This window comes from Flavobacterium pectinovorum, from assembly GCF_900142715.1.
In the GTDB taxonomy this organism is placed as follows: Bacteria; Bacteroidota; Bacteroidia; order Flavobacteriales; family Flavobacteriaceae; genus Flavobacterium; species Flavobacterium pectinovorum.
In genome coordinates this window covers 1,374,045-1,387,139 of sequence record NZ_FRBX01000001.1, presented here as the reverse complement: position 1 = coordinate 1,387,139, position 13,095 = coordinate 1,374,045, and the positions used below count along the sequence as shown (strand labels likewise).

Below are 13,095 nucleotides of genomic sequence, written 5' to 3'. Positions count from 1 at the left end.
ATTTGCGTAAATCTTTGCGAACTTTGCGGTTAAATTTATGTTCAAAGTCAAGCAACCTGAAACTTGAAACTTGAAACTTTTTTTACCCTATAACATCCAACTTTGCAAATCGCAGCAATAGCTTTTTAATTCCGCCAACCTCAAATTTTATTTCAGCTTTTTTATCAGCTCCAACACCTTCAAGATTAACAACTTCACCTTTTCCAAAACGTTCATGCATAACAACATTTCCAACCGTTAATTTACTGTCGAATAAATTTGCACCAGAAGAAGTTGGCGCATTTCCAGCAACAGGTTTTAGTTTTCGAATATTCAAATCCGGTTTTGGCTCGTTATCCGTAATGTGTTTAGGCGGAGTTCCTCCAACCGGTTTTGCCAATCGTAATTTTGATTTATCAACATCACCAAAAATATCACCGTCAATCATTGGTTTATAACGGTAATTACTTTCTGCAGGCGTTAAGTATTCTAAATATTGCGGATCAATTTCTTCAATAAAACGAGACGGTTCGCTGTCTGTCAGTTTTCCCCAACGATAACGAGATTGTGCGTAAGTTAAATACGCCTGATGCTCTGCACGGGTCAAAGCTACATAAAACAAACGACGTTCTTCTTCCAATTCACTTCTTGTACTCATACTCATCGCACTCGGAAACAAATCTTCTTCCATACCCACTACAAATACATGCGGAAATTCAAGTCCCTTTGCAAGGTGAATTGTCATTAACGCAACACGATCCTCGTCACTTGTATCTTTATCTAAATCAGTAGCAAGTGCCACATCTTCCATAAATTCAGAAAGTGCTCCTCTTGCTCCGTCAATTTCTCTTTGTCCTTCAGTAAAATCTTTTATACCATTTAAAAGTTCTTCGATATTCTGAATTTTTGCCATTCCTTCCGGCGTAGCATCTTTCTTTAATTCCTGTACCAGACCTGTTTTTTTAGCCACGTGATCTGTAATATAAAAAGCATCCTGATTTTCATTGATTACCTGAAAACTCTGAATCATCGTCACAAAATCATTCAATTTATTTTTTGTTCCGGAATTGAGTTTCAAATCAATTTTATCAATATTCACCATTACTTCCCAAATCGAACGTTTGTAATGATTGGCAGCAATAGTTAGTTTTTCAACAGTTGTGTCTCCAATTCCACGCGCCGGATAATTGATCACACGAATCAACGCTTCTTCATCTTTCGGATTAATTATCAAACGCAGATAGCACAAAACATCCTTGATTTCTTTACGTTGATAAAAAGACAACCCGCCATAAATTCTATACGGAATATCACGTTTTCTTAAAGCATCTTCCATCGCACGCGACTGAGCATTAGTACGATACAAAATTGCAAAAGCTCCGTTATGAAGCTGATTTTGCATTTTCTGTTCAAAAATGGTACTCGCTACAAAACGCCCTTCCTCGGCATCGGTCAAACTACGATGAACTTTAATTTTTGCTCCAAAATCATTCGCCGTCCAAACTACTTTATCCAGTTTGGTTTTATTATGCTCCATGATAGTGTTTGCCGCTTCAACAATATTTCGTGTCGAACGGTAATTTTGCTCCAAACGAAACATTACAACACCTTCATAATCCTTCTGAAAATTCAGGATATTATTAATGTTCGCCCCGCGGAAAGCATAAATACTCTGAGCATCATCTCCAACCACACAAATATTCTGAAATTTATCTGATAAAGCCCTAACAATCAAATACTGAGAATGATTGGTATCCTGGTACTCATCAACCAAAATATAACGGAAACGATTTTGATATTTCGCTAAAACTTCCGGAAAACGAGTCAGCAATTCATTGGTTTTCAATAATAAATCATCAAAATCCATTGCACCGGCTTTAAAACAGCGCTCTACGTATTGCTGATAAATCTCACCCAATCTTGGTCTTTTTGCCATTGCATCGGCTTCAACAAGCTCAGGATTATTAAAATAAGCTTTTACAGTAATTAAGCTGTTTTTATAACTCGAAATTCGGCCTAAAATCTGTTTAGGTTTATAAATATCACGATCCAGCTGCATTTCCTTAATAATCGAAGAAATAAGTCTCGCCGAATCCTGTGAATCGTAAATTGTAAAATTGGAAGGATAACCCAAATGATCTGACTCTGAGCGTAGTATACGGGCAAAAATCGAGTGAAAAGTTCCCATCCATAAGTTCTTAGCCTCAGTTGCACCCACAATATCCGAAATCCTGTGTTTCATTTCACGGGCTGCTTTATTCGTAAAAGTAAGTGATAAAATGTTGAATGCATCAACACCCTGCGCCATCAAATAAGCAATTCTAATTGTTAAAACACGGGTTTTTCCAGATCCTGCACCAGCAATAATAATCATTGGCCCATCTTTCTTTAAAACGGGTTCTCGTTGCGCTTCGTTGAGCTGGTCAATATATTTTTGCATGAAATTTTTCTCCTTTTAATGCAAAAATAGCAATTATAGATGTAAAAAGAAAGATACTAAGGTACTAAGGTTCTAAGTTGCTAAGATATTTTAGAATTAGTGAATAAAGTCATTATAAAAGATTGTCCGAAGCAAAACAAAGGGCTCTTTTTCAGGCAACATTCCCGCTTTCGGCTATATCTCTTCGTTTCACTTCGAGGATACCGCCTCTATCGGGGCTAAGTTCAAACATTTCGCTTCTTTTAAACAAGCTTGCTGATCCTCTAAGTTGCCAAAGTTCTAAGATTCATGCTAAAAACTTAGAACCTTAGCAACTTAGTATCTTAGCAACTCTATTTAAAAAACACATCATAAGCAAAACGTATCAAAGTCCCAATTACCACAACTAAAAAGAAAATTCGAATAAAACCATTTCCTTTATTTATTGCCAGTTTTGCACCAAGCCATCCTCCTAGTCCGTTACTAATTGCCATCGGAATTGCTATTGACCAAATGATTTTTCCTTTTATCATAAACAAGCAAATCGAACCAAAATTAGTGGCAAGATTTACCATTTTGGCATTTGCAGAAGCATGCAAAAAATCAAAGCCCAATAAAGCGATAAAGGCAACTACAAAAAAACTGCCCGTTCCAGGACCTATAAAACCATCATAAAAACCAACAATTACACTAATTACAACTGCATAAATTATCTGAGTTGTTGCCGAATGGTCTTTTTCAACATGCTGACCAAAATTTTTCTTTGCGTAAGTGTAAACAAACAATAACGACAAAACTACAAGCAGCAGTGGTTTCATAAAATCATTGCTTACCATTGTCAAAATCGTAGAACCTAAAAACGCAGATGGAACCGCCAAACACATCATTATCAAAAGTAATTTCCATTGAATCACTACTTTTTTCAAATATTGGAAAGCTGCAAAAGCAGTTCCGGTAAAAGCAGGTAATTTTAAAGTTCCAATAACGGTAGAAACAGGCAAATTTGGCAATAAAATCAAGCCCATTGGTGTTTGAATCAATCCGCCGCCGCCAACAATGGCATCAATAAATCCTGCAGCAAAAGCCGCCAAACAAAGCAAAATTATGATGTATGATTCCATTTATATTGGGTTTCAGTCAGTTTAAAGAATTGTGCACAAAAGTAAGTTTCCATTTCATTTATTACAATAAAAAATAATGTTGTTTTCTCCTCAAAAAGTATATTTTTGTTGAAAAATTATTCAAATGGATTTTACAAGAATTATAGAATTAGCCAGTTATACTTTACCAGCCATTGTTACCGGATTTGTAGCTTACAGTTTTTTTGAATTGCATATTAAAAACAACGATAAAAAACGTGCTTTTTTATTGAATAGAGAATATCAGAAACAATCATTACCAATACGTTTACAGGCTTACGAACGTATGACTTTATATTTAGAGCGTATCAACCTAACAAAATTATTGATTAGAGTTGCGCCAATTTCAAACGAAAAACACGATTATGAAAACTTCGTAATCGACCAAATCGAACAAGAATTCGAGCATAATTTAACACAGCAAATTTACATGTCTGATGAATGTTGGACAATTATCACAACAGCTAAAAACTCAACGATTCAAATTATTCGTAAAGCTGCCATGAGCGACCGTGTTGACAGCGCAGATAAATTACGTGAAGTAATTTTGAATGATTTATTAGAGAAACAATCTCCTAGTAATGCTGCTTTGGGTTATATTAAGAATGAGGTTTCGGAACTTTGGTAGGATTAAAATATTTTAGAGTTCAGATTTTAGATTTTAGATTACCCTAGCAATCTAAAATCTAAAATCAACAATCTAAAATTACCTATTATCACTCATAACCTCAGACTTATTCTGAGCATATTCATAACCTTGCTCCCACCATTCCTTCATCACTTCTTTATTAAAAATAAGCGCATTATCTGTAAGTTTTGTCGGAGTATAATATAAGTTAAGTTTCACATTTTTATTGTTTGCCATAAGTTTCCCTATAGCAATATCATGTTTCTCCACCTGATCCAGGGCAATTCGGAACAAATCAATCATTAACGAAAACGGGTTTTTTCCAATAACCATTTTATCCATATTCACTTCAGTTTCCAAAATAATTACATCAATTTCTGTGGCTCCACGGTTAATGGCTTCACGAATAGGAACCAAACTGGAAAATCCTCCATCACCATATTCGCAATTGTCCTTTTCAACCAAACTCATAAACGGAACATAATTACTCGAAATCCACGACCAGTCACAAAACTCTTCATAACTACAATCTTTTATAGATTTATATTCTGATTCGTTTTTAGTAAAATTGGTTACGGTAATAATAACATCATTATTCAGTTTCTTCAGCTTATTAAAATCAGTAAGGCTAAAATTATTCTTAATGTATTTTCTTAAACCTTTGCTTTCGCCAAATGTTCTTTTCCCTTTAAAAAACTGACGCAAAACATTAAAGTGGTTTATTGTTACAATATCAACTCCATCTTTGTTTTTAACCACAAACGGACAAATATTAAAAATACTTGACATGGTAACATTGGTATAAACAGAGTGAATTTTTTTAATATGCCCCAAGGCTAAATGCGGAATCAGCAAACTTCCTGTTGAAGTTCCCAGAAACAAATCATATTCGTGATTTTTTTCTTCTATTAAATATTGTGCAACTCCGCCGGCAAATGCGCCTTTGCTGCCACCACCTGAAATAACCAATGCTCTCATAAATTTAATGTAGGTATTTATTTTGTTTTTGGGCTTTTTTTTAGAGAATAGAGTAAAGAATATAGAAAAAAGACTAAAAGCTACACGCAAAAATCTATTTTCTTTGCTCTATTTTCTTTGTTCTATTTTCCATTCTCTTTCTTCTACTCCTTCAACAAACGATTCAATTGAAACTGTTCATCGGGGGTCAAATTAGGTAAAATTCTATCAAATGAAGCACGCATTTCAGGTTTTTTTAATAAAAATCGAATCGTGTCTCTTCCAAATTTCGAAAATTGCCACATATGATGCGTTGTAGAACTAACCAAATTACTGAGAACCTGATCGTTAATTATTTTAAATGCGATTAATTTTTCAAGAGCATTTTGTCGTGTCGTAGCTTCATATTTATTAGAAGAAAACGAAATTAGTTCAGCAATTAAATCTTCTGAATTAGGAGCATAATCCGGAGTTGACAACGCCAGTGAAAGCCACATAGTACGAAGATTATAATCATTAAAACCTATCCATTTTTTTGATTTATCTAAGTAAGCCGTGCGATGATCCGGAAAATTTTTCCATAGCCAATACAAAGCAATTTCCTGTGTTTGATATGATTTATCATTTAATAAGGTTTCATAATCTGATCTAAATTCTTCCGGGATTTTGGTTAAAGTAGTCGCAACAGCCTGTCGAATTTGTATATTATTGGTTTGTAAAGCCAAAAGTAAAAGTTCTTTTTTTGTTTCAAATTTTTCATTTTCTAATTGATCAACAATTGCTTCTTTAACCGCATAATAAACATCTGATTTCAAAGTGTTTCTTAAAAAATCCAACTTTTCTGCTATTGGTGTCTTTTTCAATTTATCAACTTCTAAGCGAATTTGGATTGCTTTATTTTTACTCAACAAAGCATTTGCTGCAGGAGTATCAAAAACAGTAGATTCTAACCAGGTTTTTTGAAACTGAACGAGGTCAAAATTCGAAACCTTTTTAATTTCATCAAAGAAGTTTTGAGTATTCACATTTTGATATGCATATTTTTTTAAATAACTTTTTACGGCCTTCTTAAATGCTTTATCGCCAATAGATTCATGTAAAACAAATAAAGCCCAGGCGCCTTTTTCATAAAAAGTAAGCGAGCTCGCTTTGGCATTCAAAACTGGAATTGTGTCAGTTCTCGAAGCAAATTTTATTTGTTGGGCTGTGTCGTATAATTTCGAGTAAAAATAGTCATCACCATAAATTTCTCTTTCGGCCAAAGCAGCATAATAAGTTGCAAAACCTTCCTGAAGCCAATGATGTGTGCTGCTTTCGGCTGTTATTAAATCTCCGAACCAATGATGTGCCAATTCATGCGCGTCAACATTAGTATAATTTCGGTCTTCAAAACCAATTGAATCAACCACATAACGGGTTGCAAAGAGTGTTGCAGTTGTGTTTTCCATTCCCGCATATAGAAAATCGCGAACCGGAATTTCTCTGTAAATTTCCCATGGATAACTGACCCCTATTTCTTTTTCTAAAAAATCAAAAATACGTTTCGAATATCTGTATGTAGGTTCAAAACGGTTTACATCCTTATTTTCCAGATAATATTCTAACGGAATTTTAGATTTCGCAATCAATTCTTTCTTGTCATATTTTCCAATGGCAAGCATCAATAAATAAGAACTCATTGGATTTTTCATCTGGTATTGCCAATGAACTAAATCTCCGCTTGACGATTTATCTTTCAAAACTCCGTTTGAAACAACCTGATACTCTTTATTATAAGTAATCCCCAGATTAAAAATCAATTTTTCATTCACATCATCAAAGCTCGGAAACCAATTGCTGGTGTATCTTCCCTGCCCTTGTGTCCAGATTTGAACTTCAGCATTTTCGATAGCTACAAAATACAAAGCCTGTTTTGGTTTTACAACATAATCAAAAGTCAGATGATTTTGCCCTTTTTCAAAATTGTAAATAATTTGCAATTGTTTTCCTGTATTAACAAAAATCGCCTCTTTTTGGTTGATTGCAACCTTAGAAAATTCCATATTTTTGGCATCTAATTTTATGGTATCCAAAGGTTTTAGAACCTCAAATTCATAATCTACAGATCCTGAAACAGATTTTTCTTTGGCATCTAATTTCAATTGTCCGTTTACCGATTTAAAATCGACAAATTGGGTTTGTTGTGCAAATATGAAAGTGGTAAATAATAGTAGGATGTATTTCATTGAAAATAAATTTGTGGCAAAATCCCAAAGTTACAAAGGTTTAATCAACAAATCGAATGAAATTTGTATGTTTACGATAGAAAATTACAACATCGTGTCAAAACAAAAAAAAGCCATATTCAATTGGAGCAGCGGTAAAGATTCTGCACTTACATTATATAAAATACTGCAAAATCCTGAATATAAGATCGAATATCTTTTAACAAGCGTAAATCAGCAATTTCAGAGAATTTCAATGCATGGTGTTCGGGTCGAATTGTTAGAATCACAATCGAAAAGCATCGGAATTCCATTAAAAATTTTACAGATTCCGGAAATGCCATCCATGGAAGTTTACGAAAATGTAATGACAGAAACTTTAACGGAATTAAAGAACGAAGGAATTACACATTCTGTTTTTGGAGATATTTTTCTCGAAGATTTACGAAAATATCGTGAAGATCAATTGGCTAGAATTGGCTTTGAAGGTGTTTTTCCTATCTGGAAAATTCCAACGCAAAATTTGATACAGGAATTTATTACTTTGGGATTTAAAACTATTGTAGTTTGCGTAAACGAACGTTATTTAGATAAAAGTTTTGTGGGACGAATTATCGATCAGGATTTCATTAATGATTTACCTGATAATGTAGACGTATGTGGCGAAAACGGTGAATTCCATACTTTTACTTTTGACGGACCTATTTTTTCAGAACCCATAAATTTTGAAATTGGAGAAATTGTTTATAGAAAATATGAAAAATCCGGAAATGAAGATACTTCAAATACAGCCTGTGATACAAATACAGACGATCCTTTTAATTTTGGATTTTGGTATTGCGATTTGATACCTAAAAACTAAATTAGACAATTAGAAAATGTGTCAATTTGATAATTTTAGAACGCTTTGTAATTGTCTCATTTTCTAATTGACACATTTTCTAATTTTCATCATACATTTTAAGCAAATTCGTAACCGTATTCCAATTTCGCATTGTTACTATAACATTTAGTTTTTTCTCAATATATTTACCTTCTAATCTGGTTTTTCCGGCTCCAATTTCATATTTAATAAAAATTCTGTTTCCGTCTATACTTGCTTCATCAGGTTTAAACTGACTGATTTTTAGGTCATTTATGTTTTCTTTTTTCAAAACAGTTGAAACAAAAGCAACATAGAGTTTTTTGGTATCTATATCTTTTTCTTTAAAAAACGGATTGTTAGCAAAACACAATTCCAAATCTTTTTTCGTAATCACAATCGTAGGAACTTCGTGTCCAAAAACTTTAAAAATTTCCTGTTTGATTATAAAACCTACTTTTGAAGCTTCTTCTTCGCTTTCTACAAAAACATTTCCGGATTGCAGATACGTTCTCACGTTTTGAAAACCAATATTCTCTAACATTGTTTTCAAAGCTTCCATTTTCATCATGTTGTGTCCCGAAACGTTGATTCCGCGCAGAAGTGCTAAATGTGTTGTCATTTTTCAAAATTTAAAAACTCAAAGATATAGTTTTTAAACTTTGGCAACAATTAAAGAAACAGTTTCACTTTAAAGAATATTTTTTTCTTATAAATTCTTTCTTCCCGGTTTTTAAATTCTTTATTAAATATTTTCATTTACAAAGACAGTATATTCTTTACCAGATTCCAGGCGCTTTCTTCCATCCTGAGTGTAAAAAACAGGTGGAAAATATTGATATGTATTTTTAGCATCAGGTGAAGATTGGTTGTTTTGTGAGTTTACAACATCTTGAGACAGATAAAAAACATCAAAATCTAATCTATAGCTCTTCAAATTATATTTTTCAATTATTCCTAATTCAGTCTGTTGATTAACTGTCTGTCCAAGTTCTACAAAGATTTCATCTTTTTGGAAACCTTTATACATTGCAAAAGTTCCATCTTCATGTTCTATCACTACTTGATTTCTTCTGGAAGTAAATTGAGCGTCTAAAAGAGAGTTGTCGTTGTATTGATTATCTATCAAAACCACAATACCTTTTCTCATGCTATATACTGTATCCGGCTTATTTGAAGCTACTGCATACGATTTCCAATCTACAGATTTTTTCAAACCAAAATATTTTTCACCTGCAGATTCTGATTCAAATATTTTTATTTTTTTGCCATTTTTGAAAGGAAGTATGTAACGAAATAAATTATCGATTTTTGGATTTACAGCTCCTAAAGTAGCAGAATATCGCATCGAATAAGTAATATCCTGATCTTTATTTAATGGCTCAAGTTTCATAATAAATCCTGAATCTTCGCTTACTACTTTTTCGTAAGTACTAACATTACAATTACTTAAATTTGAAAATTCAAGGGTTAGTGTATAACTTCCCGGATTTTTCTTTTCATATAATAAATCAACACTTCTGTCTGAATTTTCTATTGATAAAATGGTAATGTTTTGACTTTGAGCTGATAAATTTGAATTGGATAACAAAAAGAATGAAACAATTAGTAAATAAAGAATTTTATTATTCATTTTGATGCTGGTTTAATAGTTTAGTATAAAATTAATCTTACAATAATACAATAAAAAAATAAAATACAATATTTTTCTTACATTTTTTTCTATTGTTATTCATTTTTAAAATTCCTAATTAAAATCTATCTTCGCTATCCTAAAGAGAAAAGAATATAGAACAAAGAATATAGAGTAAAGACTTTTGTCTATATTCTTAATTTCTATTTTCTAAAGTCTATCCCGAAGTTTCGGGACTAAAATCTAAGAAGTCTAAAAAATGTCTAATAATCTCCTCGAAACCCCAATCGAATACTTAAAAGGTGTTGGCCCAAGCCGTGGTCAGTTGCTTCGTAAGGAATTGGGCATTCATAAATATGGCGATTTGATTAATTTTTTTCCAAATAGATATATTGACAGAACGCGTTATTATAAAATAAATGAACTACAAAACACAGGCTCTGAAGTTCAGATTATTGGAAAAATCATCAATATTAAAACGGTTGAATTTGCAAAAAATAAAAAACGTTTAGTTGCCACTTTCGTTGATGATACAGGACAAATTGACCTGAATTGGTTTCAGGGACATAAATGGGTTCGTGAGAGTCTAAAACTAAATGAAGTTTGTGTGATTTTTGGAAAATGTTCCCTTTACGGAAGTCAGTTTAGTATGGCGCATCCGGAAATTGAATTACTCAGCGAGCACGAAAAAAGCCTTCGTTCTGCGATGCAGCCTGTTTATCCTTCAACAGAAACACTAACAAATCGCGGAATTTCGAACCGAACGATCAATAAATTGATGCAGCAATTGTTTATTGAAACTCAGGCATTATTTTCTGAAACATTTCCGGCTTATTTAATCGAAGAATTAAAACTGATTTCAAAAAAAGCCGCTTTATTCAATATTCATTTTCCAAAAAGTACTGAGGCTTTGGCGAAAGCCCAATTTAGATTGAAATTTGAAGAATTGTTTTTTATTCAATTGCAATTAATCACAAAAAACCTCATTAGAAAACATAAAATAAAGGGACATCCGTTTACTAAAGTGGGTGAATTTTTTAATGAATTCTACCAGAATCATTTGCCTTTTGAACTTACAAATGCACAAAAACGTGTGGTTAAAGAAATCCGTTCTGATATGGGAAGTAACGCCCAAATGAACCGATTATTACAGGGTGATGTAGGTTCCGGAAAAACAATTGTGGCATTTTTAAGCATGCTTTTGGCAATCGATAACGGGTTTCAGGCTTGTTTGATGGCACCAACAGAAATACTTGCCAATCAGCATTTTATTGGTTTATCAGAATTGGCTGCAACTTTAAACCTAAACATAAAAATATTAACGGGTTCAACCAAAACAGCAGCCAGAAGAATAATTCATGAAGAACTTGAAAACGGCAGTTTACATATTTTGATTGGAACGCATGCTTTGCTGGAAGATAAAGTAAAATTCAAAAATTTAGGTTTGGCCGTAATTGATGAACAACATCGTTTTGGAGTTGAACAGCGTTCTAAACTGTGGAAGAAAAATGATATTCCACCACATGTTTTGGTGATGACTGCCACGCCTATTCCCAGAACTCTGGCGATGAGTTTATATGGCGATCTGGACATTTCTGTTATTGATGAATTGCCTCCCGGCAGAAAACCAATTCAGACTGTTCATCGATTTGACAGTAATCGATTGAAAGTCTGGAAATTTCTAAAAGATGAAATTGCAAAAGGAAGACAAATTTACATTGTTTATCCGCTAATTCAGGAATCAGAAAAAATGGATTTTAAGGATTTGATGGATGGCTACGAAAGTATTTCACGTGATTTTCCGCTTCCTCAATATTCAATTTCAATCTTGCACGGAAAAATGAAACCTGCGGATAAGGATGCCGAAATGAAACGTTTTTCTGAAGGGAAAACCAATATTATGGTCGCAACGACTGTGATTGAAGTTGGTGTAAATGTACCCAACGCCAGTGTTATGATTATCGAAAGTGCCGAACGTTTTGGTTTGTCTCAGCTTCACCAATTGCGTGGCCGCGTGGGTCGTGGCGCCGAACAGAGTTATTGTATTTTGATGACAAGCCATAAATTAAGTGCCGATAGTAAAACGAGAATGGAAACAATGGTGCAAACAAATGATGGTTTTGAAATTGCCGAAGTCGATCTTAAACTTCGCGGTCCGGGAGATTTGATGGGAACTCAGCAAAGCGGTGTTTTAAATCTGCAAATTGCTGATATTGTTCGTGATCGTGATATTTTGGCACTAGCAAGAAATTATGCCATGATGGTTTTAAAAAATGACGCACCACTCCAAAAACCTGAGCATGCAACCCTGAAAGCTGTTTTTATAGAATTAACTAAGAAGAAAAACATTTGGAATTATATTAGTTAAGGTACAAAGGCGCAAAGGTACAAAGGAACAAAGGTTTAATTTCAAACTAAAATTAAAAGCGTAGGTTCTCAATATCTTTGTGCCTTTGTACCTTTGCCACTTTGAGCCTAAAGAAAAAAATACTTCACTGTATCAAACATTCATTTACCGCATGGTGACTGATTTAAATTTGTTGGGGAGCAAATTTGAAGTTGAATAATTTTACCGATACAATGAAGTACACCGTCATGTTTTAATCTTCAAAATAATTTACTGTTATTTTTTTGTATTTTTCTTTTCAAAAAAACCATTAAAAAAGCCTTTACTTACTTTATTTTTGTCGTCTTTGCCTGTTGCAACAAGATGATCAACATATTCCATGTATGTTTTTTTACGTTCTTCAAGAAAACCTGTCAAATAATCTTCAGAAGCCCCTATTCCGCTAACTTCTTCAATATGTATTAGTTTTTTGTACAAAGGTTCTATAAATTTAATGATAATAGTCTCGGGCACCGATTTTCTGGTTCCAAAATATCCAACAATTTCTCCATCTTCATCGGCTATGATTTTAAAATCGGTAATTACCCAATAGTATCTGCCTGTTTTAGACATGTTTTTGATGATCGCATGAATATTTTTGCCTGATTTAATACTATCCCATAAAAATTTAAAAATAACTTTTGGCATATCCGGGTGACGTATAACGTTGTGCGGCTGTCCGATCAGCTCAAATTCATCATAACCAGAAACATCGATAAAAGCTTCATTGGCGTATAAAATGGTTCCTTTTGTATCTGTTTTACTTAGTAACACTTTAGTTTTATTCCAATCAACTTCTCTATCAGATGGAGTCGGGCGAGTAATTCTGGTATCCATAAATCTTGTGTTTAAAATTAATATGTACTTACGTTTTTACGTATAAAATGA

10 protein-coding genes are annotated in these 13,095 nt (G+C 33.3%); 3 read left to right on the top strand and 7 right to left on the bottom strand.

All coding sequences use genetic code 11. From position 1 onward, the window contains the following. Nucleotides 1-82: 82 nt before the first annotated feature. Both BUE22_RS05975 and BUE22_RS05970 read right to left on the bottom strand, forming a co-directional pair. Nucleotides 83-2,419: an ATP-dependent helicase gene (locus BUE22_RS05975; RefSeq protein WP_073394146.1), complete on the bottom strand. Its 2,337-nt coding sequence runs from the start codon at nucleotides 2,417-2,419 to the stop codon at nucleotides 83-85. Between the two features lie 332 nt (nucleotides 2,420-2,751). Next, nucleotides 2,752-3,519 (bottom strand): sulfite exporter TauE/SafE family protein, encoded by a 768-nt coding sequence (locus BUE22_RS05970; protein ID WP_073394145.1) that lies wholly within the window; start codon nucleotides 3,517-3,519, stop codon nucleotides 2,752-2,754. Between the two features lie 124 nt (nucleotides 3,520-3,643). Here BUE22_RS05970 and BUE22_RS05965 point away from each other — a divergent pair, with 124 nt between their 5' ends. Continuing rightward, entirely contained in the window at nucleotides 3,644-4,165 is a 522-nt protein-coding gene (locus BUE22_RS05965; RefSeq protein WP_073394144.1) for a DUF7935 family protein, read from the top strand. Between the two features lie 78 nt (nucleotides 4,166-4,243). Here the strand turns inward: BUE22_RS05965 and BUE22_RS05960 are convergent, their stop codons facing one another. Further along, nucleotides 4,244-5,143 carry a patatin-like phospholipase family protein gene (locus tag BUE22_RS05960; RefSeq protein WP_042567064.1) on the bottom strand — a complete coding sequence of 300 codons (900 nt, stop codon included), beginning with the start codon at nucleotides 5,141-5,143 and terminating at the stop codon, nucleotides 4,244-4,246. A 143-nt stretch (nucleotides 5,144-5,286) separates the two neighbouring features. Continuing rightward, complete coding sequence (locus BUE22_RS05955) at nucleotides 5,287-7,347, bottom strand: M1 family metallopeptidase (protein ID WP_073394143.1); 2,061 nt, start codon at nucleotides 7,345-7,347, stop codon at nucleotides 5,287-5,289. Between the two features lie 67 nt (nucleotides 7,348-7,414). Between BUE22_RS05955 and BUE22_RS05950 the strand changes: the two genes are divergently transcribed. Further along, on the top strand, nucleotides 7,415-8,188 hold the full coding sequence (locus tag BUE22_RS05950; RefSeq protein ID WP_073394142.1) for a Dph6-related ATP pyrophosphatase: 774 nt from the start codon (nucleotides 7,415-7,417) through the stop codon (nucleotides 8,186-8,188). 79 nt (nucleotides 8,189-8,267) lie between these two features. Here BUE22_RS05950 and BUE22_RS05945 read toward each other — a convergent pair whose 3' ends face one another. Continuing rightward, the gene (locus BUE22_RS05945; RefSeq protein ID WP_073394141.1) at nucleotides 8,268-8,810 is read right to left on the bottom strand and encodes a DUF1697 domain-containing protein; all 543 of its coding nucleotides are present in this window, start codon (nucleotides 8,808-8,810) and stop codon (nucleotides 8,268-8,270) included. A 123-nt stretch (nucleotides 8,811-8,933) separates the two neighbouring features. After that, on the bottom strand, nucleotides 8,934-9,821 hold the full coding sequence (locus BUE22_RS05940; RefSeq protein WP_084540220.1) for a peptidoglycan DD-metalloendopeptidase family protein: 888 nt from the start codon (nucleotides 9,819-9,821) through the stop codon (nucleotides 8,934-8,936). A gap of 259 nt (nucleotides 9,822-10,080) precedes the next feature. Between BUE22_RS05940 and recG the strand changes: the two genes are divergently transcribed. After that, nucleotides 10,081-12,189 carry an ATP-dependent DNA helicase RecG gene (recG, locus tag BUE22_RS05935; RefSeq protein ID WP_073394140.1) on the top strand — a complete coding sequence of 703 codons (2,109 nt, stop codon included), beginning with the start codon at nucleotides 10,081-10,083 and terminating at the stop codon, nucleotides 12,187-12,189. Between the two features lie 255 nt (nucleotides 12,190-12,444). Here recG and BUE22_RS05930 read toward each other — a convergent pair whose 3' ends face one another. Beyond that, nucleotides 12,445-13,044 (bottom strand): PAS domain-containing protein, encoded by a 600-nt coding sequence (locus BUE22_RS05930; RefSeq protein WP_042567068.1) that lies wholly within the window; start codon nucleotides 13,042-13,044, stop codon nucleotides 12,445-12,447. Nucleotides 13,045-13,095 lie beyond the last annotated feature (51 nt).